This is a genomic window from Mycobacterium sp. MMS18-G62, from assembly GCF_053877835.1.
The window spans coordinates 4,877,174-4,903,004 of the sequence record NZ_CM132662.1; the positions used below are offsets into that span (position 1 = coordinate 4,877,174).

24 protein-coding genes are annotated in these 25,831 nt (G+C 65.0%); 11 read left to right on the forward strand and 13 right to left on the reverse strand.

Going from position 1 to position 25,831, the window contains the following annotated elements; translation table 11 throughout:
* Positions 1-212 precede the first annotated feature (212 nt).
* On the reverse strand, positions 213-587 hold the full coding sequence (locus tag ACWW36_RS24225) for an NYN domain-containing protein (RefSeq protein WP_456138484.1): 375 nt from the start codon (positions 585-587) through the stop codon (positions 213-215).
* Between the two features lie 42 nt (positions 588-629).
* Here ACWW36_RS24225 and ACWW36_RS24230 point away from each other — a divergent pair, with 42 nt between their 5' ends.
* Positions 630-1,352: a hypothetical protein gene (locus tag ACWW36_RS24230; protein WP_456138485.1), complete on the forward strand. Its 723-nt coding sequence runs from the start codon at positions 630-632 to the stop codon at positions 1,350-1,352.
* Between the two features lie 45 nt (positions 1,353-1,397).
* Positions 1,398-2,819, forward strand: coding sequence for a proline--tRNA ligase (gene proS, locus ACWW36_RS24235; RefSeq protein WP_456138486.1), 1,422 nt, complete (start codon positions 1,398-1,400; stop codon positions 2,817-2,819).
* A gap of 57 nt (positions 2,820-2,876) precedes the next feature.
* Here the strand turns inward: proS and ACWW36_RS24240 are convergent, their stop codons facing one another.
* Entirely contained in the window at positions 2,877-3,425 is a 549-nt protein-coding gene (locus ACWW36_RS24240) for a TetR/AcrR family transcriptional regulator (RefSeq protein WP_456138487.1), read from the reverse strand.
* Positions 3,426-3,525: 100 nt separating this feature from the next.
* Between ACWW36_RS24240 and ACWW36_RS24245 the strand changes: the two genes are divergently transcribed.
* Positions 3,526-4,011: a hypothetical protein gene (locus ACWW36_RS24245; RefSeq protein WP_456138488.1), complete on the forward strand. Its 486-nt coding sequence runs from the start codon at positions 3,526-3,528 to the stop codon at positions 4,009-4,011.
* 110 nt (positions 4,012-4,121) lie between these two features.
* On the opposite strand, the gene ripD is transcribed toward ACWW36_RS24245, so the two are convergent.
* From ripD to ACWW36_RS24260, 3 genes are all read right to left on the reverse strand, one after another.
* Positions 4,122-4,715 carry an NlpC/P60 family peptidoglycan-binding protein RipD gene (ripD, locus tag ACWW36_RS24250; RefSeq protein ID WP_456138489.1) on the reverse strand — a complete coding sequence of 198 codons (594 nt, stop codon included), beginning with the start codon at positions 4,713-4,715 and terminating at the stop codon, positions 4,122-4,124.
* A gap of 244 nt (positions 4,716-4,959) precedes the next feature.
* Positions 4,960-5,946, reverse strand: coding sequence for a squalene cyclase (locus ACWW36_RS24255; protein WP_456138490.1), 987 nt, complete (start codon positions 5,944-5,946; stop codon positions 4,960-4,962).
* Positions 5,930-6,280 carry an MmcQ/YjbR family DNA-binding protein gene (locus tag ACWW36_RS24260; RefSeq protein WP_456138491.1) on the reverse strand — a complete coding sequence of 117 codons (351 nt, stop codon included), beginning with the start codon at positions 6,278-6,280 and terminating at the stop codon, positions 5,930-5,932. Before ACWW36_RS24260 ends, ACWW36_RS24255 begins: the two co-directional genes overlap by 17 nt.
* A gap of 148 nt (positions 6,281-6,428) precedes the next feature.
* Here ACWW36_RS24260 and aceA point away from each other — a divergent pair, with 148 nt between their 5' ends.
* Complete coding sequence (aceA, locus tag ACWW36_RS24265) at positions 6,429-8,729, forward strand: isocitrate lyase ICL2 (RefSeq protein ID WP_456138492.1); 2,301 nt, start codon at positions 6,429-6,431, stop codon at positions 8,727-8,729.
* On the opposite strand, the gene ACWW36_RS24270 is transcribed toward aceA, so the two are convergent.
* Together ACWW36_RS24270 and ACWW36_RS24275 are read right to left on the reverse strand one after the other, a co-directional pair.
* On the reverse strand, positions 8,726-9,220 hold the full coding sequence (locus tag ACWW36_RS24270; protein WP_456138493.1) for a hypothetical protein: 495 nt from the start codon (positions 9,218-9,220) through the stop codon (positions 8,726-8,728). The two genes, aceA and ACWW36_RS24270, sit on opposite strands and share 4 nt — an antisense overlap.
* Positions 9,221-9,272: 52 nt before the next feature.
* Positions 9,273-9,707, reverse strand: a complete 435-nt coding sequence (locus ACWW36_RS24275) for a PAS domain S-box protein (protein ID WP_456138494.1) — start codon at positions 9,705-9,707, stop codon at positions 9,273-9,275.
* 81 nt (positions 9,708-9,788) lie between these two features.
* Here ACWW36_RS24275 and ACWW36_RS24280 point away from each other — a divergent pair, with 81 nt between their 5' ends.
* A complete protein-coding gene (locus ACWW36_RS24280; protein ID WP_456138495.1) occupies positions 9,789-11,861 on the forward strand; it encodes an MMPL family transporter in 2,073 nt (690 codons plus the stop codon).
* Between the two features lie 57 nt (positions 11,862-11,918).
* Positions 11,919-12,761: a class I SAM-dependent methyltransferase gene (locus tag ACWW36_RS24285; RefSeq protein ID WP_456138496.1), complete on the forward strand. Its 843-nt coding sequence runs from the start codon at positions 11,919-11,921 to the stop codon at positions 12,759-12,761.
* Positions 12,762-12,764: 3 nt separating this feature from the next.
* On the opposite strand, the gene ACWW36_RS24290 is transcribed toward ACWW36_RS24285, so the two are convergent.
* Positions 12,765-15,269 (reverse strand): hypothetical protein, encoded by a 2,505-nt coding sequence (locus ACWW36_RS24290; protein WP_456138497.1) that lies wholly within the window; start codon positions 15,267-15,269, stop codon positions 12,765-12,767.
* Positions 15,270-15,316: 47 nt separating this feature from the next.
* Positions 15,317-16,087 carry a peptidoglycan-binding protein gene (locus tag ACWW36_RS24295; protein WP_456138498.1) on the reverse strand — a complete coding sequence of 257 codons (771 nt, stop codon included), beginning with the start codon at positions 16,085-16,087 and terminating at the stop codon, positions 15,317-15,319.
* Positions 16,088-16,739: 652 nt separating this feature from the next.
* Between ACWW36_RS24295 and ACWW36_RS24300 the strand changes: the two genes are divergently transcribed.
* Together ACWW36_RS24300 and ACWW36_RS24305 are read left to right on the forward strand one after the other, a co-directional pair.
* Positions 16,740-18,032, forward strand: a complete 1,293-nt coding sequence (locus tag ACWW36_RS24300; protein ID WP_456138499.1) for a septum formation family protein — start codon at positions 16,740-16,742, stop codon at positions 18,030-18,032.
* Positions 18,033-18,042: 10 nt separating this feature from the next.
* Positions 18,043-18,810 carry a glutamine amidotransferase gene (locus tag ACWW36_RS24305; RefSeq protein WP_456138500.1) on the forward strand — a complete coding sequence of 256 codons (768 nt, stop codon included), beginning with the start codon at positions 18,043-18,045 and terminating at the stop codon, positions 18,808-18,810.
* 1 nt (position 18,811) lies between these two features.
* Here ACWW36_RS24305 and ACWW36_RS24310 read toward each other — a convergent pair whose 3' ends face one another.
* Positions 18,812-19,180 (reverse strand): hypothetical protein, encoded by a 369-nt coding sequence (locus tag ACWW36_RS24310; RefSeq protein WP_456138501.1) that lies wholly within the window; start codon positions 19,178-19,180, stop codon positions 18,812-18,814.
* 186 nt (positions 19,181-19,366) lie between these two features.
* Here ACWW36_RS24310 and ACWW36_RS24315 point away from each other — a divergent pair, with 186 nt between their 5' ends.
* Both ACWW36_RS24315 and katG read left to right on the forward strand, forming a co-directional pair.
* Complete coding sequence (locus ACWW36_RS24315; RefSeq protein WP_456138502.1) at positions 19,367-19,810, forward strand: Fur family transcriptional regulator; 444 nt, start codon at positions 19,367-19,369, stop codon at positions 19,808-19,810.
* Between the two features lie 36 nt (positions 19,811-19,846).
* The gene (katG, locus tag ACWW36_RS24320) at positions 19,847-22,078 is read left to right on the forward strand and encodes a catalase/peroxidase HPI (RefSeq protein WP_456138503.1); all 2,232 of its coding nucleotides are present in this window, start codon (positions 19,847-19,849) and stop codon (positions 22,076-22,078) included.
* Between the two features lie 68 nt (positions 22,079-22,146).
* On the opposite strand, the gene ACWW36_RS24325 is transcribed toward katG, so the two are convergent.
* The 3 genes from ACWW36_RS24325 to ACWW36_RS24335 form a co-directional block, all read right to left on the reverse strand.
* The gene (locus ACWW36_RS24325) at positions 22,147-22,839 is read right to left on the reverse strand and encodes an Rv0518 family GDSL lipase (RefSeq protein WP_456138504.1); all 693 of its coding nucleotides are present in this window, start codon (positions 22,837-22,839) and stop codon (positions 22,147-22,149) included.
* A 91-nt stretch (positions 22,840-22,930) separates the two neighbouring features.
* The gene (locus ACWW36_RS24330; protein WP_456138505.1) at positions 22,931-24,175 is read right to left on the reverse strand and encodes an acyltransferase family protein; all 1,245 of its coding nucleotides are present in this window, start codon (positions 24,173-24,175) and stop codon (positions 22,931-22,933) included.
* A 249-nt stretch (positions 24,176-24,424) separates the two neighbouring features.
* Positions 24,425-25,084 (reverse strand): cysteine hydrolase family protein, encoded by a 660-nt coding sequence (locus tag ACWW36_RS24335; protein ID WP_456138506.1) that lies wholly within the window; start codon positions 25,082-25,084, stop codon positions 24,425-24,427.
* A 66-nt stretch (positions 25,085-25,150) separates the two neighbouring features.
* Here ACWW36_RS24335 and ACWW36_RS24340 point away from each other — a divergent pair, with 66 nt between their 5' ends.
* Positions 25,151-25,813 (forward strand): alpha/beta hydrolase family protein, encoded by a 663-nt coding sequence (locus tag ACWW36_RS24340; RefSeq protein ID WP_456138507.1) that lies wholly within the window; start codon positions 25,151-25,153, stop codon positions 25,811-25,813.
* The last annotated feature ends 18 nt before the right edge of the window (positions 25,814-25,831 follow it).

The window sequence follows — 25,831 nt, forward strand, 5'->3', positions numbered from 1 at the left end:
GCGATCCTGCTTCAGCTTGGGCCGTGGGGCTGACTCCACTGTCTCCAATAGCCATCGGGTTCGCCTCCTGTGACCGACGTCACCTCTAGTGTTAGCCCCAGCGGCCGGTTCTAAAACGGGAAAACGGCCTGGTTGCCGCCCCCGCAATGATCACGCGTCCCGGGCTGCTACGTAGGGCAATTCCGCCTCCGGCTGTATCTTTGCGGCGACGGTCAGCGCGGCGGATCAATGAGGTTGCGGAAGCTCGCCGCAGGTGAAACCGACGCTCCTGCGTCTCGTACGCGATCGGCCAGCGCGGCGTCCGACGTCACGACGGTGATCGCCTCTGGTCGAACGTCCTCCGACACCAGCCGGACGATCTCGTCGTCGGCCGCGTTCGCGATTGCCTTCGGCGCGTACGCAATGTCAATCACAGACGAGCGAATCGGCGGCAACGGCGGCCGCTCGAACACCACTGTCACCTGACGGCCTTCCGATGCCCATTGCTCGAGCCGATCGACCAGCGCGAGCATGGCGCCATGACGGTTCGCCCACCAGCCGTCGGGGCGACTCCCAATCACGTTCATGGCGTCGACGATCCACCGCACAAAGCCGACGGTACGGGCACATCGGTCCCCTACAGTCGTGACGTGGCGTCGACAAGCCCAGCCGGAGACCACGTACAGCTGGCAGCCGACCACGTCGAGAGCACGGTGGCGCAGCTCGAACGCCGTATCCACGCACGCTTCGGCGAGCGCGGACTGACGAAGGCCGCCCGCGACCTTGGCGACCTCGTCGTTCTGATCCAGAGCGAAGCGGGCCAATCGCACGCTCGCTTGCGCCGCATGACCATGGCTGCCCGCGCGGGAAGCATCACGATCGTCGCGGCAACGGTGATCGCGCTCGCGTTCACCCTGCGCTCGGCCGTCATCGAAGGCCTCGCCCACACAGCGGACTGGGTGCCGCTCGTGGAGAGTTTCGTCAACGACCTAGTGTTCGCCGCCATCGCGGTGGTGTTCCTCTGGGCCTTCCCCGAACGCCTGGAGCGCCGCTCGTTGTTGCGAATGCTCCATCGGCTGCGCTCGCTGGCGCATGTGATCGACATGCATCAGCTCTCCAAGGATCCGGAGCAGCTGAACCCGACATACGTGCCGACCGCACAGAGTGTGCTGCACGGGCTGGACGCCGACCAGCTTTACCACTACCTCGGCTATTGCTCGGAGATGTTGAGCCTCACCGCCAAGACTGCGGCGCTAGGTGGCGAGCACACCACCGACGGCGTGGTGCTCGAAACCATCTCCTACATCGAGAACCTCACCACCGAGCTTTCCAACAAGATCTGGCAGAAGATTTCGCTTCTGCCGCGCGCGTAGTTGCGGCGCGGCACTCAGTACGATCGACCAGGTCCAATCTTGGTGATGGGAGACGTCCAGATGGCAGTGCTGACCCCACAGCAAGAAGATTTTCCGCGGTGGTACCAAGACGTTTTGACCAAGGCCAAGCTCGCCGAGAACGGTCCGGCGCGGGGCACCATGGTCATCCGGCCCAACGGCTACGCGATATGGGAACGGATGCAGGCGGAGATCGATGCACGGATCAAGGCCGCCGGCGCACAAAACGCCTACTTCCCGTTGCTCATCCCGATGCACTTCTTCGAACGCGAGGCAGAGCATGTCGAGGGGTTCAGCCCTGAGCTTGCCGTCGTGACCCATGGCGGCGGTAAGGAATTGACCGAATCGCTTGCCATCCGCCCGACAAGCGAAGCTGTCATCGGTGAATACATGGCCAAATGGGTCGATAGTTACCGCGACCTACCGCTGCTCCTCAATCAGTGGGCCAACGTGGTGCGGTGGGAACTACGACCGCGAATCTTCTTGCGCACCACCGAGTTCCTGTGGCAGGAAGGCCACACCGCGCATGCGACGGAAACCGATGCGCGACAATATGCGCGCCGCATCCTGCACGACGTGTATCAGGATTTCATGCGCAACGTGCTGGCCGTCCCGGTGATCGTTGGCCGCAAGACCGCCAAGGAGCGGTTCGCCGGCGCGGAAAACACCATGACGTGCGAGGGCATCATGCGTGACGGCAAGGCGCTGCAGATGGGCACGTCGCACGAGCTGGGTCAGAGGTTCAGCCGCGCCTTCAACATCGGTTACTCCAACGCCGAAGGCGCGACAGAGCTGTGTTGGACGACGTCGTGGGGCGCGTCGACTCGCATGCTGGGCGGACTGATCATGTGCCACGGCGATGACTTCGGACTCGTCGTGCCGCCGGCGTTGGCGCCTGTGCAAGTCGCCGTCGTGGTGGTCAAAGACGGCGATGGTGCGGTCACTCGCGCAGCGTCTGCCGTGGTTGACGAGCTCAATGCGCGGGGTATACGGGCAAAACTTGACGACAACGTCGCCCAGGCGTTCGGCTGGCGGGCCACCGATTGGGATTTGCAAGGTGTACCGATCCGCGTGGAAGTCGGCCCTCGCGACCTCGCCGAGAACACCGCACTCCTCTACCGCCGGGACACTCGCGACAAGACCAAGGTCGCGATGGACGACGTCGTCGACGAAGCACAGCGGCTGACCGTCCACATCCAGACGGACATGCTCGACGCGGCTACCGCACGCCGTGACGGCATCACCTCCGACTGCACCACCCTCGAGCAGGCGCGTGACATCGCGCAAACGGGCGTCGCCCGCTTGCCATGGGAGTCGGTCGGCGCCGCCGGAGAACAAGACCTCGCCACCAGCGGCCTCACGGTGCGGTGCTTACGACTCAGCGACGGCTCGCTGCCCGAAACAGAAGACGATACGGGCGTGCTGGCTTACATCGCGCGAGCATACTGAGTGACACATGAAATGCATTGTGCCGCAACAACAGTTCGACACGGGACAGCACCGCTGCTAGGCGAGCAGATGTTTCTTGGCGATTTCCAGCACCTGTTTACGGCTACGGCCGCCGTGGTCGGCGGCGATGAAGTGGTTGCCGATCGCCAACGAGAACGCGAGCATGCTTCGCGCTTCGACTTCATCCTCGTCGGGGCAGAACGAGCCGATCAGAGCGCGTAGGTAATCGATCCTGAGGTTGTCGACGCGGCGCAGCCGCTTTGCGACAGCCCGGTCGCGACGGGCCCAATCGCGCACGGCGAGGTCGATCGGCAGCAGATCTTTGGAGAAGGTGAGCATGCCTGCGCGCCAAACCTTTTCGCGGGCATCACCACCTTCGCTCTCGACCTGCTCAAGCGTGGTGACAGTGCAACGGCGCTCCCATTCGTCGAGCATCTCCTCGAGGAAGGCCTCCCGGCTGCCGAAGTACCAGTAGAAGCCGCCCCTGGTGACACCCAGCTCCTGAGCGAGGACGTCGACGCGCACCGCATCAGGGCCGCCCGCCGCGAGTGCGCGCAAACCAGCATCGATCCAGCTCGTGCGAGGGGTCCGGGTAACAGCGGGCATATTTCCTCACTTTCCGCTGAAGCCTACCGTTGACAACCAGCATTGCGTATCCATACAGTACTGTACTGTACAGACAAGCGGAACAAGGACAGGCGCCGCCATGGACACATTGAAGAATCCCACCGCTCGCCAAATCGCAATGCCGGAAGCTGCACGAGCGCTGTGCACGTTGTCTCGCATCGACTACGAGGACGCGTTTCTGCTCGAAGCTGATGCGGCACAGGAGCCGACGGCTTCCGACTGGCTCAAAGCGGTTCTCGAGGACGCGCCTATTGCGGTCAAGGCCAAGCTCATGTTGGGCTGGTCCGCGATCGGCCTGATTCCGACCCTGAACAGATCGACAGACTCCGTGCTCGGTTGGGAGATCCGCTCCCGCACACCTGATTTCGTGTTGCTTGGCCGCTCGTCGCTGATTGGAATGCCCGGTGAGCTGCTCTTCAAGCGTGAGTCAAATGGTTTGTTGTTCGCCACATTTGTGCAACACGACAACCCGATCGCGCGGACAATCTGGGCGGCGACCGAGCCTCAGCATGTGCCGATCGTCCACGATCTGCTCGAGCAGGCCGGCCGTCGCATAGCGGCCTGATCCCCGCCACGCAAACTCTCGAAACGCACGTTTTGCAGACAAAGTACAAGTGCAGGCCTGCAAAACGTGCCTCTCGCGGATTCCTGGTGCGAGCTAGGGCCGAGTCTCCATCACTGCTCGATGATCCGCGTCAAGTACGGCGTCATGTTGTTGGTGCGGACCGGCGACACTGCAACCCCCGAATCGGTGGTCTCCACCATCTGTCCATTCCCGATGAACAACGCAACACTTTGGGTGCCTTCCGGACCGTAGAAGATCAGGTCGCCGGGCAGCGCCTGCGCCGGCAGAACCTTCCGGCCGACCTTGTACTGCTCACCCGAGGAACGCGGCATCTTGATGCCGACACCCGCGAACGCATACACGATGAGCCCGGAGGCGTCGAAGCCGACGGCCGTCGTCGTCGGGGCAGGCTCAGTGGCAGGAGCCGGGACAGCCGCGGGCAGAGGAGCCGGGCTGAGGGGATCGACCCCGACGGTCCCCGCGGCTTGATCGACCACAGCGCTTGGAGCCGAGACCGTGCCGAGGCTCGGACCTGACACGTTCCCGCCGCCGTAGGCGAAGGGAACGCCACGCTGAGATAGCGCGCGGGTGATCACATAGTTGATGGCCTGCTGGCGCGTCCCGTTCCACGGGTCGGCGCTAGCGAGGCCGGGCGTCGCTACCACCAACAGCAGACCGATGGCGACGGCGCAGATGCGTCTCATTCCAAATCCCCTATCTTGGGCGTCATTGGGTGGACTCGCACGTGCGCTGCCACACCATATTGAATTCACAAGAGTCACTTGAATCAGTCTTGCAACAAGAGCCTGCCTTACCGCGAGGCCGCATTGTGCCCCGTGGCCTGATTCTTTTTCGTACCGTGACCGGGTTGCAGGCTCATTGTGATCGGCCGACACGTATTCGTTATCGTTCTGTGTCGCAGCAGATTTCAGTGCAGCCTCGACCGCCTTACCGCGTTGCCGGGTCCCACCACGCGAGCACGCGCATCCCGAACAAGGTCAGCCATTTCGATGGCTCACCCGCGGGCACGTCGACCTCGAACCACACCCGGCCAGGGTGCCGACGGCCCTGCAGCCAGGTGCCATCCGGACGTCTCGCGGCCCTGATCAATCCGATCGCATCAGCCATCCGAGGATCAGGCGTCGTGCCGTCGAGCAGCGAGACCGCACGGAAGTACTCCGCTGCATTGAGGACGCTGTAGGACCACCGAAACGGATAGGCGAAGCGATCCACCCACGGTGCCACCGGCTCACCCGTCGACAGACGCCGAAATAACCCGCGCTGCAAGAGATATTCCTCCCCCGCCTTGCGCGCGGCCCGAGTCGCGTCCGTCCCTCCCGTCGCGGCGTCATAGGCGAGAAGGCCCTTGAGTGAGTTCAGGGTCGAATGGAACGACGATCGTGTCGAACCTTCGACCCACTCGCAATTCCAGCCGCCGTCGGGCAGGCGATGTTCGAGGAACCAGTCGACTATGCAGTCGACGTCCGCGCCGAGCCACACGCCGTTCGCGACCGTCCAACCGTTGATGCAGCAGTCCACCTCGCCGCTCCAGTAGGGCCGATCCTCGTACTCCCACCGGCTGTTCTCGGCGAGAAGCTCGGCCGTGCGGCGTGCGCGCAGGACAGCAGGATCAAATCCCCATTCCCGAAGCGAATTCAGCGTCCACGTCGTCGCGGTCCAGGGCTGCCCGGCGCCGTCTGCCGCCTCGGGACCGTCGAAGTCGAAATCCGCGGGAAAGAACGCGCCGCCCGCCCATTGCCCGTCCGGATCTTGGCGCTCGAGCAGCCGCGCGCCGAAGCCTTCCGTGGAGACCCTCGCTCGCGTCGATTCCCAGACATCTGGGGGCTCGTGCACAAGATCGCGCTCTACCTGCCAGCGAAGTGCTGGATCGGAGTCCAGCAGCCACGAAATCAGGGGATCACTCGAGCCGATCACGTATCGCCTTCGGAAGTCGGCGGACGACCAAGTCGTAAGAGTGGTCGATCATTTCACGCAATTCGTCATCGTCGACTAAGCCGTCGAGTTCGACTGAGTTCCAATGACGTTTGTTCAGGTGATAGCCGGGACGAACGGCCGCATAGCGTGCGCGCCACTCCAGAGCCAGCCCCGGGTCGCATTTGAGGCTGACGCTGCCGGGGGTTCCGTCCAACGCGACGAGGGCGAAAATGCGGCCGCCGACCTTGAACACGGCGACGCCGTCCCCGAAGGGATACTCCTCGACTGCTCCGGGAAAATCGGCGCACAGACCGAGCACGTCGTCGCGCGTCATGAGCCAACCGTATCGCCACCTAGCGCGCGCCCACCTCTCGATGAGGATTACGGCAACGCCATAACACCGGCGTCGTATTGTCGGGTGATGGAGTGGTCTCGAGTCGAGAGACCGCAGGGGGAACTGGCTCAGCGAGGAGCGTGAACCGATGGCCATCATCGAAGCGGATGCCCAGCCGCAGACACCGTTCGACCGGGATGTCGCCGCCACGCAGCGGTATTTCGACAGCCCGCGTTTCGACGGAATCATTCGGCTCTACACGGCCCGCCAGGTCGTAGAGCAGCGCGGCACGATACCGAGCGATTACATCGTCGCGCGAGAGGCCGCGGCCGCATTCTATGATCGCCTGCGCGAGCTCTTCGCCGATCGCAGGAGCATCACCACCTTCGGTCCTTACTCACCGGGCCAAGCGGTGACGATGAAGCGCATGGGCATCGAGGGCATCTACCTGGGTGGCTGGGCGACGTCCGCGAAAGGGTCCACCAGCGAGGATCCCGGGCCCGATCTCGCCAGCTATCCCCTCAGCCAGGTACCCGATGAGGCCGCCGGTCTGGTGCGCGCCCTTCTCACCGCCGACCGCAATCAGCAGTACTTGCGCCTGCGAATGACCGAACAGCAACGCGCTGCGACGCCGGCGGTCGACTTTCGCCCGTTCATCATCGCCGACGCCGACACCGGTCACGGCGGAGATCCCCACGTACGAAACCTGATTCGCCGCTTCGTCGAAGCCGGCGTGCCCGGCTACCACATCGAGGACCAACGCCCCGGCACGAAGAAGTGCGGCCATCAGGGCGGCAAGGTCCTGGTGCCATCCGACGAACAGATCAAGCGCCTCAACGCCGCTCGCTTCCAGCTCGACGTGATGGGCGTGCCCGGCATCATCGTCGCGCGGACCGACGCCGAGGCCGCCAACCTGATCGACAGCCGCGCAGACGAGCGCGACCAACCGTTCCTGCTCGGCGCCACCAACCTCAAGATTCCGTCGTACAAGGCCTGTTTCCTGGCGATGATGCGCGAGTTCTACGACCAAGGGGTCAAGGAGCTCAACGGCTTCATGCTGTATTCGCTGGCCGACGGCGAGTACACCACCGCACGCGCCTGGCTGGAACGTCAGGGCCTGGTAGACGCGATCGCCGAGGCGGCAGCCATCTGGCTCGAGCACGGAACTCCGCCGAACGACGAACTGTACGACCAAGTCGAGTCGCGGTTCATCGAGGCCTGGGACAACGATGCCGCCCTACAGACGTACGGCGAGGCCATCGCCGAACTGCTCGAATTCGCCGAGAACGAAGGCGAACAGCTCGACATGAGTGTCGAGGAATGGCGGGTATTCGCCAAGCGTGCGTCGCTGTACACCGCCCGCGAGAGGGCCAAGGAACTCGGCGTCGTGGCCAAGTGGGATCCCGAGTTGGCGAAGACGCCCGAGGGCTACTACCAGCTTCGCGGTGGCATCCCGTATGCGATCGCCAAGTCGCTCGCCGCGGCACCGTTCGCCGACATCCTGTGGATGGAGACCAAGACCGCGGATCTCGCCGACGCGCGCGAGTTCGCCGAGGCGATCCACGCCGAGTTCCCCGACAAGATGTTGGCCTACAACCTGTCCCCCTCGTTCAACTGGGATACCACGGGGATGAGTGACGACGAGATGCGAAAGTTCCCTGAGGAACTCGGCAAGATGGGCTTCGTCTTCAACTTCATGACCTACGGCGGACATCAGATCGACGGCGTCGCCGCCGAGGAATTCGCGACCGCGCTCAAACAGGACGGCATGCTGTCGCTGGCTCGTCTGCAGCGCAAGCTGCGTCTGGTCGAGTCGCCGTATCGCACACCGCAAACCCTGGTCGGCGGGCCGCGCAGCGACGCCGCGCTGGCCGCCTCGTCCGGCCGCACAGCGACGACCAAGGCGATGGGCAAGGGCTCCACACAGCATCAGCACCTCGTGCAGACGGAGGTGCCGAAGAAGCTGCTGGAGGAATGGCTGGCGATGTGGAGCGATCACTACCAACTCGGCGAGAAGCTGCGTGTGCAGCTGCGGCCAACGCGCCCCGGATCGGATGTGCTGGAGCTCGGCATCTACGGCGAACGCGACGGCGGCGAGGAGGAGAAACTCGCCAACGTGATTGTCGACCCCATCAAGGATCGGCACGGCCGCAGCATCCTGACGGTGCGCGACCAGAACACATTTTCCGAGAAGTTGCGTCAGAAGCGGCTGATGACGCTGGTCCACCTGTGGCTTATCAACCGCTTCAAGGCCGACGCGGTGTACTACGTCACGCCCACCGAGGACAACCTGTATCAGACGGAGAAGATGAAGTCGCACGGCATCTTCCGCGACGTCTATCAAGAGGTCGGCGAGATCGTCGTCGCCGACTTGAACCACGAGCGCATCGAGGAACTGTTGGCACCCGACCGCGAAGCGCTGTGGCGGTTGATCCGCAAGGAGGACTAGCGGCTGGTGTCAGCCGGGGTCAGTCGGACCGCGGCGAGCCCTCCTCGATCGACCGCCTCGGCGAACTCGTCGAGCGTGGGCACACGCTGATCACGGAACTTCAATCCCATCATGCGTTCTGCGGTCTTGACGCCATACGATTCTGCGCACCGTCGGGAGAGGTCGGCGACCACCGAACGATCCGTGATCAGCTCACCGCGCATGGTCGTCGATTTCCCGTTGTGCAAGACCTCCGCGCTGGCGCCGTCGCGGAAATTCCACTTCCACGGCGCGGAGGTCAACGCGTACAGGGTGCCGTCGATCCGGTGCGCGCTCAACGGAATCGCGTAGCGGCGACCCGTCTTGCGGCCGGTGAAGCTGACGGCCATCAGTTTGTCGCGTCCGGCCCCCATGATCGGAGTGCGTAACAGAAACCGAAGGATCGGGTTGACGGCCTTGAGCAACGCATCCGGCGGATGCGATACCACGACCGCGGGTGACTGCTCTGTCATGTCTTCACGGTAGGACTAGCGAGCATGTCGTCGCGGCGATTGCGCCGATTGCCTAGCGCTCGTCTCGGTCCCGGTGCATGATCCGGCGTGCGACGTCGATCGGCGTGAGTACGGCTTTCCACGCCGTGCCTTGCCATCTCGGCCCGACGCCGACAAATGTCACCGCGGCGGCTTCGGTTTCTCCGTTCTTGCCGGGAATCAACTGAATCGTTGCGTGCGCAACCACTATTCGGCCGTCCTTGCATAGCGCCGGGAGCTTGAGCGTGTCTGCGCTCATCTCACCTCGCTTCATCGCCCGGTCGAAGCCCCACCAATGCACCGGGCGGAAAGCGGGCGGAATGATGACATTGAGGCTGCGCCCGACGGTTTCGCCTTCTGAATAGCCCACCATCTCGGTGACCGCGTCACCCCACTGCAGGATGACGCCATCGCGATCAACGGTCACCGTGGCGCGCTGACCATTACGAGTCGCCTCGGAAGCGTCCATAACGTGAATACGGTTCGCGCGGGAGGCCGGTTCACCCATACGGTTGCCCAGTGCCGCCGGTGCGGCGAATAGTCGTTGACTATGGCCCTGTGGGATCGCATCGCTGCCGCGGTCACAGGCCGCCGTTCCTGGCTCATCCCGCTGCTGATCGCGGTCGGTGCCGGAATCTTCATGGCAATGGCAGGATCGAACACGGATGCTGACAAGCCTCCCCTGCAGCTGCCTGCGTCGTCCGAATCAGCAAGGGCCGCAGAAGTATCGAAGGTCTTTCCAGGTGCAGACACCGTACCGGCGATACTGGTCCTGGCCCGCCACGACAGATCAGCGCTGACACCGGGAGATCTTCGCGCCGCCGAATCCGCCCGGCAACGGGTCAGTGCGACAAAGGACGGCCCACCGCTGATGGTCTCGCCGGACGGCCGGGTGGCAGCGGTGCCGATTCCGATCTCCTCCGAGTTGTCGGGGTTTGCGCTGAACAACGCGATCACCAGGCTGCGCACGTCCGCTGCGGCCGGATTGCCGAACGACCTCGGCGCTCAACTGACCGGCGGGCCGGCGTTCGGCGCGGACATCGGCGGCGCGATGAGCCACGCCAACATCACATTGCTGGCCGTCACCGCGTCGGTCGTCGCTGTTCTGCTGATGGTCACGTACCGCTCCCCCATCCTCTGGTTTGTTCCGTTGGCCGTCATCGGGTTCGCCGATCGGCTCTCCACGTCGGTCGGTTCGGCCGTGTCGCACGCCACCGGTTTGACGTTCGACGGCGCGACGTCCGGAATCACCAGCGTGCTGGTCTTCGGCGCGGGCACGAACTACGCACTGCTGCTGATCTCTCGCTACCGCGAAGAGCTCACCCACAGCGAGGATCACCGGTTGGCGCTGCGTACCGCGGTCGCCCGCGCCGGGCCTGCGATTGTCGCGAGCAACGCCACCGTGGTGTTGGCGTTGTTCACGCTTGTTTTCGCCGTTGCGCCTGCCACCCGCAGCCTCGGCGTGCAGGCCGCCTGCGGGTTGCTGGTCGCGGTGCTGCTCGTGCTGCTGATGTTGCCGCCACTGCTGGCAGTGTTCGGCATCCGGCTGTTCTGGCCGTTCATCCCGCGCGGCGGCGCAGATACGGCTGTCACCGGTGCGTGGCACCGCATCGCCACGTGGGTAACGGGGCACGCGGCCGGGGTGGCCGTCGCGACCGTGGCGGTGCTCACCCTGTTCGGTTTCGGGTTGGTCGGCACCCCGATCGGGTTGTCGCAGACCGAACAGTTCCGCGTAAAGGCCGAATCGGTCACCGGTTACGAAACACTTGCCGCGCACTTCCCGAGCGGCTTTACCGACCCCACCCGCGTTGTCGGCGCCACCACCCGCGCCCCCGATGTTCGTCGGGCGATCGCAACGACACCGGGCGTGGTCTCGGTGAACGATGCCGGGTCATCGGCGTCCGGGCTGACCCAATGGACCGTTGTGTTGGATGCCGCCCCCGCTTCGCCGGGGGCATTCAAAACCATTGGCGCGCTTCGTGATTCGGTGAAGGCTGCCGATACGCAGGCCCTTGTCGGTGGCTCGGATGCGCAGGCACTTGACGCGCGAGACGCCGCGGTCCGCGATCGGCACGTGCTCATCCCGGCGATCCTGGCCGTCGTCTTGGTGGTGCTGTACGTGCTGCTGCGCGCAGCGGTGGCGCCCTTGGTCTTGGTGGCGGTCATGGTGCTGTCCGCGGTGTCGGCGCTGGGTCTGGGCGGCTGGGCCTGCGTGCATGTCCTTGGCATGCCGGCGTTGGACTACACCACCCCGCTGTTCGCGTTCTTGTTCCTCGTCGCTTTGGGTGTCGACTACACGATTTTCCTGGTGACGCGGGCGCGCGAAGAAACCCCCGGGCACGGCACGCGCGACGGCATCGTGCGCGCGGTGTCGGCGACGGGCCCGGTGATCACGAGCGCGGGCATCGTGCTGGCAGCGGTGTTCTGCGTGCTCGGTGTGCTCCCGCTGATCGTGCTCACCCAACTCGGGGTGATCGTCGGGCTGGGCATCCTGCTCGACACATTCGTGGTGCGCACCGTCGTCGTGCCTGCGTTGTTCACCGTGATCGGTTCGCGCATCTGGTGGCCTGCGCGGGTGGACACCACCGACAGCGGCTCGGCGTCGAAATTGACGCCAGCGTGAAGGATTTCAGTGCAGAACCTCGTGAACCATTCAGCGTTCGGGTGCGTGACTCTAGGTATGACCGCTCAACGGTCGGGGGTGGAGTCAGAATCCGACGCGATGTGGACACCTGCGCTCGCGCGCGGGCTGATCCGCGATGACGTGTTGCGCTCGATGCGTTATTGCGATGGCTATACCGATCTGCTCGGCCCCGCTGTGCCGGACCGTCGCAGCATCGCCCGAAGGGCCATGCACAACCCGAAGGTTGCCGCAATCTATGAGCGCATCTGGCGACCGATCATGGTCGCGGCCATGAGCCTGCACGGGATGTCCATTACCGCGGAACGTGAAAGAGCCGCCGCCGCAGTGGATCTCGGGGGCGGGCAACGGGTCCTCGATGTGGCATGCGGGCCAGGCAACTTCACCGGTTTCTTCGCTGACCAGCTCAGCGGCGACGGGTTCGTCATCGGGCTGGACACCTCGGTGGCGATGATGGAGCGCGCCGTGCGCGACAACAGTCACGCCCGCGCCGTCTACATGCGCTCCGACGCGATCAGCCTGCCCTTCAACAACTCCGCATTCGACGTCGTGTGCTGTTTTGCCGCTTTGCATCTCGTGCCCGAGCCGTTGGGCGTGCTGCAGGAAATGGTTCGGGTGCTGGCACCCGGCGGACGGATCGCCCTGATGACGAGCTACGGTCGCGAATCCTTGCTGCTGCGCAAGGCTCTCGAGCTCGGCGCAACAGTGTGCGGCGTGCGAATCTTCGACCGCACCACGGTCCCCGCGTTCCTGGCCGCCGCCGGACTGATCGACATCGACCAGCGATTGCGCGGGATCTCCCAGTTCGTCGTGGCCCGCCGGCCCGAAGGAGATACCGGCCGCAACTCGTGGGACACGCGGTCGGCGTTCCGGCGGAGTTGAGGCTTACGGCGATGTAGCCGTGCCACCCGACGTGGTACCGCCGGATGTCGTCCCACCCGATGCGGTCCCATCCGACGCGGTGCCCGTCGACGTCGAATCACTCGGCGCGGTTGAAGCGGTGGAGTTGGTGCCCGAAGTCGTCACGGTCGACGTAGAACCAGCCGAGGTCGTGGGCGCGGTGGACGTGGACGGAGCCGTGGTCTGCGTCGGGGCTGCCGTAGCACTCGGCGAGGGTGTCGGCGCAGAACTTGTCGACGGTGCGACCGTCGCCGCAGCGGAAGTTGACACAGAAGCGGTCGGTGAGCTGGTGGGCGCTGCGGTTGTCGAGACCGCCGTTGAGGTCATGAACGTGCCAGGCTGGTCGGCTTCGACGATGGCCTTGATCTGGTTCGTGTACACGTGCAGCTGGTCGTCGATGTCATCGAGCTTCACCTGTCCGGCCTCGATCTTGTCCTGGTAGGCGGCGATCTCGGCCCAGATCTTGTCGAGCGCTGCCATGGCGTCCGGAGACAGCGGCTCATCGAGTGTGACGAACAACTGCTGTGCGAGCGCGTATGTCAGGCAGTTGACGCAGTTGTAGTTCAGGGCACCGGCGAGGTTCTGCGGCGCTGCGACATTGTCATTGGTGTCGTCGTTGTCGATGACAAACACCACTTGATACGCGACTGCGACCGCGCCGCAGCTGTTGCACGACGCGTAGGCCTCTGCATCGTTGATGTTCTTCGCGTAGTTGTCGTCGGTCTCCCAGACCATCGCGAAAGCGGCTTCGTAGTCGACGGTGCCGTCGGTCGTGTTCACCGCCAGCGCTTGATTGTCGCCGGGCTTGGGAGCAAGTGGCTTGCTGACCGGGAAGACCCAGCCCTTGTCCAAGGTCGTCGACGCGGCGCTGGCACCGCCACCTCCTACCCGTGCTCCCGGCACCCCTTTCGGAACGAGGATGACGGCAAGTTGAGGCTGGGTGTACGTCGGCGGCCTGGTACGCATGTCCCAGACAGTGCGCATGACGCCGCGCTGGCCCTTGATGAGTTTGGGCGCGACGGCAGGCCGAGGTGTGTAGTTGACCGTTCGGTGCGGCATCGGCTTCACGCCGAGGGCGTACACGATGTCGCCGACCGTGCCGCGCTCCCAGGGTTGAATGGGCTGATACTTGCCATCCCCGGGCCACCAGGCGTACGCAATCCCGCTGATCACCGCCCCGCCGAGCAGGATGGCGAGGACACGCATGAGCGGCTTGCCGGTTGTCCCTCGCCACGCGGAAAGTGCACTGCGCCGGACGATCCGGACCATCATGTAGACGACGCCTGCCACGGGAATGACGATCGCGATGATCGCCAGCACCCGCGCGGTGGCTTGGATCATGTCGCCGTCGGCCCAGGCACCGGTCAACACATCTCGCTGCTTGGCTAGGGCCGACAAAGCAGTGCCGATCAGACGGGGCAACGCGATGACCGCCGTGGCGAGGGTGAATAGCAGCAACGGAACAACGACCATCACCCACGCGGTCACCACGATGCGTGCCCACGGCTTGAGTGCTCGCGCCTGCGGATCACCCCACCTCCACGGCAACGCGCCGAGCAGCGTCGGCTTGATGCGGGAGTAGAGATCGGGAACGCCCGTGATGTCGGCGAGGACGTGGTAGCCGTCGAACCTCACCATCGGACCGAGCTGGCGAAGCATCTGCAGGATCTGGGTGGCCACGACCAAAAGCAGTGCGTCGTAACGCAACCACCACCACAAGCCGGCGATCGCGACGGCGACTATCGCGTTGAAGTACAGGCCGCCGAGGTCCGTGCGCACCCGTCCGCCGCGGCCGAGGCGGTATGAGTCGGTGACGTCGGTGTAGAAGGCCGGCCAGACCAGATAGACGCCGAAGCCCATGACCCCGGGCGTCGCGCCGCCGTATCGTGCCGCCGCGGCATGCCCGAACTCATGGAAACCCGCCGACACGATGGTGATCGCGAAGACCAGGATCAGCAGTCCCGGACGTTCGAACGCATCGTATGCGGCATGAGCCAGCCCCTTGCTGAAGAACACCCACCAGCACACGACCGCGAACGCCGCGAGGATCGGGATGGCCATCCACGGACGGAACAGAAACCGGAAAGGCCCAGTGAGCCGCCGGGTCCGCTCGGGATCGGTCACAGCATAGCGAAACCGAAGGCCCAGCAACGGGTTTCGCTTTTGCACCTTGGGCTGGCCGCCATCGGCGCGCACCAGCAATCCGAGGGGCCGTAGCTGCTTGTCCACGAGGTGGCGAACGTTGTCCTCACTGACATCCCGACCGGTCGACTCGGACACGGCGGCGGCCACCTCCGCGGCGCTGCGGCTGCCATCGATCTCGCTCAGGACCGCGTACAGCAGCGGGGTGAGTTGAATCGTTTGGCCGTCGGCGCGGCGTACCAGGGAAGGCGGGGTGCGGTATCCGGACCCCGCCATTTCCCCGATCAGCTCGACACCGTCCGCGCGGTGCAGAACCGCCTGCCCTACGCCCTCGGCGATCGCGGTCACCAGAGTGCTCCCACTCGTCTCATACCTTCAGCGATTCGCCGTCAGCATCATCCGGCGGTGCTGCCGCCAGAAGTGCCGCCGCTTGTACCGGTGCTGGTACTGGTCGAGCCGGCAGTCGTGCCACCCGTGGTACCACCGGTTGTGTCCGTGCCCTGGGCAATGCTGGACGTCTGATCGGAGTCGGCGGTGGCGTGGACGTCGGTCATCGTCTGCGTGATGGTCGCGTCCTGGATCGAGACAGCGTCGGCGGTCGAGTCGATCGAGCCGATGTTGGCGGCGACTCCGGCGTTGATCGGCGCGGCCACGTTCGCGTTGGCCGCCACTGCGCCGGCGATCGGCGCGGCGAGATCGGCGTTGAGGTCGACGTTGACGTCCACATTGAGCAGCGAGCCGTCGGTGAACGAACCCGTGGATGTGTCGACGGTGGCCCCGGTATCGGTGCCGGTATCGGTGCCGGTGCCCGTGTCGGTGCCGCCGGTCGACGTATCGCCCGTCTGGTCGATGCCGCTGTCCTGGATCGACGTTGCGTCGGCGGTCACGTTGTCCATGGTCTGCGTGATGACGACACCGCCGTCCGCCGAGTGCGTGACGGTCGCGTCCGCGCCCGAACCGTAGGTCAGCACGTTGGCGCCGGCGCCCGCTTGAATCGGTGCCGCGACATTGAGGTTGGCGGCCGCCGACAAGTCGATCGGTGACGCAGCATCTATCCCGACGTTTATGTCGGCGTTGACGTCGATGATCGACACGACCTCCTTGTCGGGAAGCGCGATGCCAATCTCGGCCTGCAGCTCCTCGGGGGTCAATCCGTTCTCGCTCATGGCTCCCTCTCCTGCGTCCCAATCCCGCCCGGCGTAGGTGTTGCCGGGGCACTTTCTGCAAGGGGGGATGCCATGATCAACCGGGTTTCCAAACCAAAACCTTAAGAAATCCTCAGATCTGGTGCCGAAAACACGCTTTGCTAATTAACTTGTGCGTAGATATTTCGGTCCGTTTGTCGCTGGTCAGGCGGCCTTTGCGGGCCCGTCGAGCCAGGCGTGGCAACGTAACTTGTTGCCGCCGCGGTGCTTGCAAATGCAACTAGCCCGACTCCATGTCGGTCAGCCCGCACCCTTTCGAACTTGAGGCGACGCCAAGGAGCCCACGATGACGACGCCATTGCGGCGCTGACGTGCGCGCCGATGAACATCGAGACACGTCTGTGCGAGAGGGATCCACGGGTTCCGCCCCCGCCGCCGCCCGCTCGTGCGAGCCCAGCCCGAGCGACGCAGGTTTGTGCCGCCGTAAATTACGACAAGGCGACAGAACCGAAGCATTGAAGCCGTCGGATGGCGAGACTGCATCAGCTATGCGATCGTAGGTGCCCATGCCTGGCAAACCGTCGCGACTCACGGCCATGGGTAGCGCGGCACAGCTGAGACTGTTGCGCCGCCGGCCGCACTTTCGGTCGACCCACCCGCCCGGGCGCAGGTGATGGACGCCCCGTCAGCATCCCCGCCACAGGAGGAAACCGTCGACCTGGCGAACGCACTGAACGCGCTTGTACCTGAAGACTCCCGAACCAGCGAAGGCACCGCAGGGTTGACCGACGAGCCCCGGCGTTCCACTCGACGGCACGGGGCAGCCCGCCAGGTGCTGATTACAGCGCTGAGCGGACTGTTGGTGGCCGGGATCGTCACCGTACTTCGCACCGAGGCGAATCACACCGCCAATTCCGTGGACACGAGCGGGAACCACCGCGCGACCGTCGTGTTCGGCAATGCCACCAGCGGCGCCTGCTTGAACTGGCCACCCGACGCGCCCGACCGCCCCAGCTTCGTGTTCTGCAGGGACGACCACATGTTCGAGGTCGCCGAGCCGGTCGACATGCGCAACTTCCAAGAACCATGCCAACTGACAGTGCGCCGCTATCTCGGCAGCCGTTACGACCCCGACAGCAGGTTCACCATCGCAGTGCTCTGGCCCGGAAACGCAGGGCCGCAGGCCGCTGAGCGCCGTCTGCTGTGCGGACTGCAGTTACTCGGGCCGAATGGCCAGCCGATTCCCTTCAAGGGAAAGGTGGCCGAGCAAGACCAGTCGAAGGTGTGGCCGGCAGGCACATGTTTGAGCATTGACGCGGCCACCAATCAGCCGACGGACATCCCAGTCGACTGCGCAGCCACTCACGCCGCAGAGATCACCGGCACAGCGAACCTCGCGGACAGATTCACGGGCGGGCCGCCGGCCCAGCCGGAGCAGGATGCGTTCGTCAGGGACGTGTGCACGCACATGACCGACGCCTATCTGGCACCCGAAACCTTGGCCGGCACTGGCATGACTATTCACTACGGCACGGTCACGCCGGCGAGCTGGTCGGCGGGCAGCCGCCAAGTGGCGTGTCGCATCGGCATGGTTCATGACGACCAGAGTTGGGCACCGATGGCCGGCAGCGCCAGACGCCAACCGGCGAGCAATGTCGAGGCCCCCCCACCGCCACCGCCGCCGACGCCGCCGCCACCGCCGAGCCCGGAGCCCGCCGCGACGCCGCTGACGGCCACTCAAACCCCGGAGCCGACGGCGAGCACCACCCCGAGCGCATCACCGGCCGCGAGTTCACCGCCTACGACAAGCCCGCCACCCCCACCTCCGGCACCCCCAGCAACGACGTCGGAGACGCCGGGGCCGCCGGTCATCGAGATCCCAGGCCTGCCACCGATCACCTTGCCGATGTTCGCGCCAGCGGAGCAGCCGCCACTCTCCGACAATGTCGGGGCCGAATCCCGATAGTGTCGACGGTATGCGCGTCGCCACGCCGACAGACGCCGACCACGCCCCTTTTCTGCTCCTGTCGATTCGCGCCGAAGACGCGGCGGCTGACGACGAGTATCGCGCGATGATGCGCTTCGGCCGACTCGATCAGCGTGGGCTTCGCCGCATCCGGTTGACCCATGAGCAGATGGGGAGGATCGATCTCGGCGAATGGTCAGGCATCATCCTGGGCGGCGGACCGTACAACATCAGCGACGCGCCCGACACGAAGTCGGCGACCCAACAACGCGTCGAGTCTGAGCTCATGCCACTGATGGCGCGCATCGTCGACGATGACTTCCCCTTTCTCGGATGCTGTTACGGCGTCGGCACCCTCGGTTCGGCAGTCGGCGCCGTCATCGACCGCACATACCCCGAACCGGTCGGCTCCGTCACGGTGGAAGTCACCGGGGAGGGCCGAGAGGATCCCCTGTTTGAAGATCTCCCAGATGTGTTCGACGCATACGGCGGGCACAAGGAAGCGGCCAGTTCCCTTCCCGCCGATGTTGTGCGCCTCGCGACCTCGGACGACTGTCCGGTCCAGGCGTTCCGCGTCGGCGACAACGCATATGCGACGCAGTTTCACCCCGAACTCGACGCCGACGGCATCTGCACGCGCATAGACGTCTACAAGGATTACGGCTACTTCGCCCCCGAAACAGCCGACTCGCTGAAATCGTCTGCCCGGCAACGCAACATCGAACACCCCCCGACGATTCTGCGCAGATTCGTCGAGAGGTACGCGCGGCGAACCTGACCTACGGGCTCGCGTTCACCAGTACTTTCGATCGATCCTGCGGGTCCACCCGGACCGGCACCTGCGCGCCGACGCGGATATGCGGCGATGCCGAAAGTTCGACGCTCACCCGGCGTGTGGCGCGATACGGGTCGCGGTTCGGCACCTGCACGTCGAGTACCAACTCGTGCCAGGTGCCTATCGAGGTGGTGGCGACGTTCTCGTGGATGTCGGTGATCGTCGCGGTGCCGGCGAGACCGTCGCGCATGAGCCGTTGTCGTTCCGCATTCAACGCGTTGAGCTCATCGAACGTGGTCATTGCCCGCTGAACATCCGAACGGGTGACACGCTGGCCGGCGCTGGCCTTTCGCGCGCGGTCGAACCAACCCATGGCGACGAGGGTACGGCGATCTGTTGCGATCAGCGTGATGACCACTCCCCCGCCGCGTATTGTGTTCGCGGTCAAGCAGTTTCGAGGGCTGTGGACGACGTCCGACGGTCTTGCCGGTCCACGGAACGCGAAAATAAACCCGCGCGAAGTCTTGACTGATTCCAGAAACGGGTACATATTGGTCACGTGCCCTCGATGTCGGATTACACGGAGCGGCTGCGTGCGGCCGACCTTCGCGTCACCCGCCCTCGGCTTGCCGTGCTGGAGGCCGTGCACACCCATCCGCACGCCGACACCGACACGATCTTCTCGGCAGTGCGCACCGAGCTTTCCGACGTATCCCGCCAGGCGGTTTACGACGTACTGGCCGCGCTGACCTCGGCGGGACTTGTCCGACGCATCCAGCCGTCCGGCTCTGTCGCACGTTATGAGTCGCGGGTCGGCGACAACCATCACCATGTCGTGTGCCGGTCCTGCGGAACAATCGGAGACGTCGACTGCGCCACTGGTGAGGCACCGTGTCTGGTCGCGTCGGACGACAACGGCTTCTCTATCGACGAGGCCGAGGTCATCTATTGGGGCCTGTGCCCCGACTGCTCGGCATCCCAAGCTTCCCGATCACACCCGTGATCACAGCCCGATTCACCCACCCCCGGAAGGAATGCTGTGTCATCTGATACATCCGAAAGCCGCCCACCCGCTCCCGACAGCGGTACGGCAAGTAAGAGCGAGAGCGAAAACCCGGCGATCGCATCGCCGAAGCCCAAGGCGCATGCGCCCCGGACGAACCGGGACTGGTGGCCCGATCAGGTCGACGTGTCGACGCTGTATCCGCACTCCCCGCAGTCCAACCCGCTCGGCGAGGACTTCGACTACGCCGAGGCGTTCAAGAAGCTCGACGTCGAGGCTCTCAAGTCCGACGTGCTGTCGGTGATCACTACGTCACAAGACTGGTGGCCCGCCGACTACGGCAGCTACGCAGGCCTGTTCATCCGCATGAGCTGGCACGCCGCGGGCACCTATCGCATCCACGACGGCCGTGGCGGCGGCGGGCAGGGCATGCAGCGATTCGCCCCGCTCAACAGCTGGCCGGACAATGCCAACCTGGACAAGGCGCGTCGGCTGCTGTGGCCGGTCAAGAAGAAGTACGGCAACAAGATCTCGTGGGCCGACCTGCTGGTGTTCGCCGGAAACGTCGCGCTCGAATCGGCAGGTTTCAAGACGTTCGGCTTCGGCTTCGGCCGGCCGGACGTGTGGGAGCCCGAGGAGATCCTGTTCGGTGAAGAGGATGAATGGTTGGGCACCGACAAGCGCTATTCGGGCGAGCGTGACCTCGCCGAGCCCTATGGCGCGACCACGATGGGCCTGATTTACGTCAATCCCGAAGGGCCCGAGGGCAAGCCAGATCCACTGGCGGCTGCACACGACATCCGCGAGACGTTCGGCCGCATGGCGATGAACGATGAGGAGACCGCGGCGCTGATCGTCGGTGGCCACACCCTGGGCAAGACCCATGGGGCGGGCCCAGACGATGGCATCGGTCCCGAGCCTGAGGGCGCCCCCATCGAGCAACAGGGCCTGGGCTGGAAGTGCCCGTTCGGCTCCGGCAAGGCCGGCGACACTGTCACCAGCGGACTCGAGGTCGTGTGGACCACCACGCCAACCAAGTGGAGCAACAGCTACCTGGAAATCCTTTACGGGTACGAGTGGGAGCTCACCAAGAGCCCGGCAGGCGCGTGGCAGTTCGAGGCGAAGGACGCCGAGGCCGTCATTCCGGATCCGTTCGGCGGCACGCCGCGTAAACCCACGATGCTCGTCACGGATGTCTCGATGCGGGTGGACCCGATCTACGGCGAGATCACCCGTCGCTGGTTGGAGCATCCCGAAGAGCTGAACGAGGCCTTCGCCAAGGCCTGGTACAAGCTGCTGCACCGCGACATGGGGCCGATCTCTCGGTACCTGGGCCCGTGGATCGCGGAGCCTCAGCTGTGGCAGGACCCAGTGCCGACCGTCGACCATGAGTTGATCGACGAGCAGGACATCGCGGCGCTGAAGAGCAAGGTGCTCGAGTCGGGGCTGTCGGTTGCCCAGCTGGTCAACACCGCATGGGCGTCGGCGGGCAGCTACCGCAACACCGACAAGCGTGGTGGCGCGAACGGCGCACGGATTCGCCTTGAGCCGCAGAAGAATTGGGTTGCCAACGAGCCTGCCGAGCTGGCCAAGGTGCTGCCTGTGCTCGAGCGGATCCAGCAGGACTTCAACGCCTCGGCCTCCGGTGGCAAGAAGGTCTCGCTGGCCGACCTGATCGTGCTCGCGGGATCCGCCGCGGTCGAGAAGGCCGCCAAGGACGCAGGCGTCGAGGTCACGGTTCCGTTCACCCCGGGGCGCACCGACGCCTCGCAGGAAAGCACGGACGTCGAGTCCTTCGCGGTGCTCGAGCCGCGGGCCGACGGCTTCCGCAACTTCGTGCGGCCCGGTGAGAAGGCTCCGCTCGAGCAACTCCTGATGGAGCGGGCATACATGCTCGGCACCACCGGGCCCGAGTTGACCGTGCTCGTCGGCGGTCTGCGTGCGCTTGGCGCCAACCATGGCGGCAACAAGCACGGTGTGTTCACGGACCGGCCGGGAGTGTTGACCAACGATTTCTTCGTCAACCTGCTCGACATGGACACGGAATGGCGGTCGGGCTCCGCTGAGAACGTCTACGAGGGTGTGGATCGCGCATCGGGCCAACTCAAGTGGACGGCGACCGCCAACGATCTGGTATTCGGCTCGAACTCGGTGCTGCGCGCGCTGGCCGAGGTCTACGCCCAGGACGACGCCAAGGAGAAGTTCGTGAAGGACTTCGCCAAGGCGTGGGCGAAGGTGATGGACAACGACAGGTTCGACATCAGGTAATACCGGAGGCTGACCGATAACCTCTGGCGACACCCGCTGGCCAATCCGGCCGGCGGGTGTCGTGCATTTCACACCCGGCGCAACAGCTGGCCGGCGATGAGCGGGGCGATCTTGTCCGCCATGTAAGCGTGCCCAGCGTCTGTGGGGTGCACGCCGTCCTTGCCGATCAGCTCGGGCCTGCCGACGAACCAGCCGGCTGCGATCGGGTCGACGAACTCGGCCCCCGCGATGCCGGCTTGATATCGCAGGGCATCGCGGATCCGTAGTACGGCATCTGGTGGATCGGCGGTCGGCCACGGCGGCCCGATGACCAGAAACCTCGCGGACGGCGCGAGACGCCTCGCCAGTTGGAAGGTGCCGTATGCCAATATCGACAGCTGCGTCGGATCGACTCCCTGGTCGTTGCGCGACCCGTAGAACACCACCAGCGCATCGTCCGGCTTGAGCGTGCGCTCGGTCAGATCCTCGAAAACGCTTCCGCGGTTGCCGCGCGTGCCGTATCCAGCTCCACCCTCGGCACCGACGTCGGCCGCGATCGGTACCCCCTGCCGGGCCAGCGTCTGCCACGCGAGAGCGGTCCACCCGTTTTGCCCGTTTCCGCCCTCGTTACTGCCCGTGGTGTACGAGTCGCCGATCACCGCGACGCGGTTGGCGGTGTAGTCCAGCGTCAGTATCTCTTTGTGGCTCACCGGTGTTGAGCGCTGACAGGCGACGCCCACCAACAGAGCGAAGGAGATGATGACCGTGACCAGGCGACTCACGGCTACAGCCTAGGGCCCAATTATTGGAAACTTGCTGTCGACGCACTACCGCGCGGTGATCGCACAGAAAGCATTCGCTTGTCGCGCATGGTCACCCGGCGCGCGCGGAAACCGCGGGCGATCGTGCTTCGCGGACACCATGAATGGGCTGCAGCTTGCCGTGGCTCGCGTCGGCGGGTGGCTCGGCCGTGGCGTCGACGGGTGGCTTCCTGACCCCGACCATCCTGCGCATCCATCGACGGGCGGGCTCCTCGACAAAGTGATACAGCACAGCGGCGCCACCGACAGCGATCGCGAGCAGTCCGACAAGCGTCAGCTTTCCGGCGATGTCGGACCCGAGCGTGAGTTCAAATTGCGCCACCGTCCAATTCCACGCGGTGTGCACCAACTCGTGAACCATGTACAGGCCGAACGAGATGTGCCCGCAATACACCATCACCCTGGTCGAAAGCATCGCCGGCAAGCTGCCGGTCCCCACGGCGAGCGTCACCACTAACGGGACGAACAGCACATCGACGAAACCGCTCGCGTCGAGGACCTTCGCCGGCGGATAAGCGTCCAGGTAGTACAGCGCGCCGACCATTGCCGCCAAGAGCACCGCAGACAGATACCCCGCGCCGCGACGGGCGCGGCCAGACAGGCGCAACTTGCGCACGGCAGCACAGGCCAGTGCGCCCGCGGTGAACTGCATGACGATCCGCGGCAGCCAGCTCCACGGTGTGTAGAACAGGCCGGTGGCCGACAACAGCAACAACGGTGGCAGTGATGCGGCCAGCGCCAGCCACAACAAGCCACGCGCCCGCGTCGCGGACGCGATACGGAAGATCACCATCACGAGCGCGCCGAACAAGAGGTACGCCAGCCATTCCGCGCTGATCGACCAGGCCGGTCCATCCCAGCTCGAGCCGTCGAAGTACGGCTGAAACCACAGCTGAACCAGCAGGACCTGGCGCACGTAGCTGACCGCGGAAAGCTGATCGGCGACCGGCGACGGGATGTGACCGACATGAAGCGTGAAAATGATCCACGCGGCGGCCAGATGCAATGTGACCACGTAGACCGGCCACACACGGGCCAACCGCAGCCAGAGAAAGTGAAGGGTTGCCCGTGTCGACCAGGACTCCCCCATGCGGTCGAGATAGTTCCACGTCAGCACGAATCCGCTCAGGATGAAGAACAGGTCGACACCCTGAGCGCCGCAGTTGAGGATCGGCGCGAGCGCCGACCTGAACCCGGGCGCCGCCTGTTCCAAGAGCGGCCGGAAGTGAAACAGCACGACCCAGACGGCAGCCACGATGCGCAGTCCGGATAGGGCTCGTATCTCTCCGGTACGCACAAGACTCGTTTCGTGAGGGACTCTGCTGTTTCGTTCGGGCCACGCCGTTGTATAGGCCGTCGGGCGGTCAGCCTCCCCGCGACCTACAACCGGCAGCGATCGAAGGGTACCAGTGTCGGTGGCTGGATTGCGCGTCGCAACGCTGTGCGATTCCTGCGAGTCGCGTCCGGCCTTAGCTGGGTGGCATTCCCGCAATTACCTGCGGAAACCGTTGCTGGGCAATAGCACTGGCTGACGGAGGTGCGCCTGCTAATGCAGGTTCATTCGCTCAGGAGTGGGCAGATTCGCGATGACGGTCTCGGTCTCTGCCGCGGTGGCCATGCTCGATCCCAGGAAGCGGACCGACCACTCGTGTGATGCCTTGACGAATGTCGCGCACGCGTCACTCACCAGAACGACCTCGAAACCGCTATCGGCGAGCTCACGTGTCATCCCGGTCACGCACATGTCCGTCATGACGCCCGTGACCACGACGGGGTCCGCATTCACCGCCCGAAGATGCGCATCGATGCGCGTGCCGGCCAGCGGGCCGCTTGTCGACTTCCCGAATACCGGCTCTGCGGCTTCCGGTCGCAGGTCGTCGATCACGCGGGCGGAGGGATCGCTCAGCGGCGGGAAGCATCGCTCACCAAGAGCGGCCACCGCGCCGTCGTTCATGCGGCGGGCCCACGGCGGAAGATCCCGGCCATCGGCGGTATGGCTTCCGAACTCGGTGAACGCGATCTGCAGCGTTCGGTCGCGAAACGCCTCGATCAACCGCGCAATGTTCGGCACCACGGTGTTCTTCAGCGTGTCGAAGTACCAATCGGTGTCGTCAGGAATACCCATGCTGATCAGCCGGTCCAGCGGGAATTCCCGTTCGCAGAAGTAGCGCTGCATGTCCACCACGACCAATGCCGGTTCACCCATCCGCGCGCTCCCTTCAGCTCGTCGAGGACTCCCAAAGTATGGTGCGTCGTCGGGCAGACTCGTGGTGTGGAAACCGTCGAGTACGCCCCTGGCCGGCTGGTCGACGTCTTCGGCTCCCCCGGCCAACCGACCGCACTGCTGTGGCACGGTGCGCAGACCGATGCCCGCGCCGCCATGCGGCCACTCGCCGAAAGGCTGGCCGGCCACGGAATCGGCGTGGTGTTGCCTGATTGGAACTCGCATGCCGACGACGGTGGGCGTGACGACCTGCTGCGATCCGCGCGGTTCGCCAGCGACCGCGCTGAGGAATCCGGTGATCTGGTGGTCGTCGGCTGGTCGCTTGGCGGCGTCGCTGCCGCGGGCCTGACCTTTCAGGCCCGGCGCCTCAATGTCCGGGTGGCGCAGACGGTTTGCCTCGCCGGCGCGTTCATGGCTCGCGATCCGGTCAGCGGCGAGGTCCTGCCGACCGAACTTCCGGCGGATCGTTCGCCGTTCAGCTTGCTCCATGGCACCGGCGACGATGTCGTGCCGATCGAGGCAAGCCGGGTGTTCGCCGCGACACTGCAGCGCAATCACTGGCCCGTCGAGCTGGTGGAGCTGGCCACCGATCACGGCGCTATCGCCGGCGCCGTATATGACCCAGCGGCCGACCGTTATTCGGCTGCAGACGACGCGGCGACGCTCGCCGTCGCGGCCGAGGTCGCCGAGCGGGTCGCCGCCGCCTTTTGACGTGTCACCCTGAATTCC

Coding starts and splice junctions, on each gene's coding strand:
- proS (WP_456138486.1), top strand. CDS start 1,398: ATGGGAGACGTCCAGATGGCAGTGCTGACCCCACAGCAAGAAGATTTT.
- ACWW36_RS24240 (WP_456138487.1), bottom strand. CDS start 3,425: ATGCCCGCTGTTACCCGGACCCCTCGCACGAGCTGGATCGATGCTGGT.
- ACWW36_RS24245 (WP_456138488.1), top strand. CDS start 3,526: ATGGACACATTGAAGAATCCCACCGCTCGCCAAATCGCAATGCCGGAA.
- ripD (WP_456138489.1), bottom strand. CDS start 4,715: ATGAGACGCATCTGCGCCGTCGCCATCGGTCTGCTGTTGGTGGTAGCG.
- ACWW36_RS24260 (WP_456138491.1), bottom strand. CDS start 6,280: ATGACGCGCGACGACGTGCTCGGTCTGTGCGCCGATTTTCCCGGAGCA.
- aceA (WP_456138492.1), top strand. CDS start 6,429: ATGGCCATCATCGAAGCGGATGCCCAGCCGCAGACACCGTTCGACCGG.
- ACWW36_RS24270 (WP_456138493.1), bottom strand. CDS start 9,220: ATGACAGAGCAGTCACCCGCGGTCGTGGTATCGCATCCGCCGGATGCG.
- ACWW36_RS24275 (WP_456138494.1), bottom strand. CDS start 9,707: ATGGACGCTTCCGAGGCGACTCGTAATGGTCAGCGCGCCACGGTGACC.
- ACWW36_RS24280 (WP_456138495.1), top strand. CDS start 9,789: ATGGCCCTGTGGGATCGCATCGCTGCCGCGGTCACAGGCCGCCGTTCC.
- ACWW36_RS24285 (WP_456138496.1), top strand. CDS start 11,919: ATGACCGCTCAACGGTCGGGGGTGGAGTCAGAATCCGACGCGATGTGG.
- ACWW36_RS24295 (WP_456138498.1), bottom strand. CDS start 16,087: ATGAGCGAGAACGGATTGACCCCCGAGGAGCTGCAGGCCGAGATTGGC.
- ACWW36_RS24300 (WP_456138499.1), top strand. CDS start 16,740: ATGGACGCCCCGTCAGCATCCCCGCCACAGGAGGAAACCGTCGACCTG.
- ACWW36_RS24305 (WP_456138500.1), top strand. CDS start 18,043: ATGCGCGTCGCCACGCCGACAGACGCCGACCACGCCCCTTTTCTGCTC.
- ACWW36_RS24310 (WP_456138501.1), bottom strand. CDS start 19,180: ATGGGTTGGTTCGACCGCGCGCGAAAGGCCAGCGCCGGCCAGCGTGTC.
- ACWW36_RS24335 (WP_456138506.1), bottom strand. CDS start 25,084: ATGGGTGAACCGGCATTGGTCGTGGTGGACATGCAGCGCTACTTCTGC.